The organism is Shewanella sp. SM68 (genome assembly GCF_025653925.1).
GTDB classification, from domain to species: domain Bacteria; phylum Pseudomonadota; class Gammaproteobacteria; order Enterobacterales; family Shewanellaceae; genus Shewanella; species Shewanella oncorhynchi.
This window is the reverse complement of the sequence record NZ_JAKKRU010000042.1, coordinates 1-504: the sequence shown is the minus strand read 5'-3', so window position 1 is coordinate 504 and position 504 is coordinate 1. Positions and strand designations below refer to the sequence as shown.

The 504-nt window shown below is 63.0% G+C and carries 1 protein-coding gene; it reads left to right on the top strand.

Annotation, left to right across the window (positions count from 1 at the left end; translation table 11 throughout):
- Positions 1–504: cadherin-like domain-containing protein (locus tag L5M40_RS22570; RefSeq protein ID WP_263257276.1), on the top strand; the 504-nt coding region annotated here is incomplete at both ends.

Genomic DNA, 504 nt, shown 5'->3' with positions numbered 1-504 from the left:
TCACCGATGGCTTCACCGATGCCGATGAAACCCTGACCGTGGCTGAAGACAGTGGCGTCACCAATGGCTCCTTGCTCACCGGCACCACCAGTGTCGATGGCCCGCTCAGCATTCAGAGCTTCAGCGTCGCCGGACAAACCGGTCCGTTCACCCTGGGCACCGCCTACGTGATCGCCGGCCAAGGCACCCTGACGGTCAATGCCAACGGCACCTACAGCTTTGAGCCCGCCGCCAACTGGAACGGCAACTWCCCGGTTGTCACCTACACCGTCACCGACGGCGTCAGCACGGACACCTCGACCTTGAACATCGGTGTGACCCCTGTCACCGATGGCTTCACCGATGCCGATGAAACCCTGACCGTGGCTGAAGACAGTGGCGTCACCAATGGCTCCTTGCTCACCGGCACCACCAGTGTCGATGGCCCGCTCAGCATTCAGAGCTTCAGCGTCGCCGGACAAACCGGTCCGTTCACCCTGGGCACCGCCTACGTGATCGCCGGCC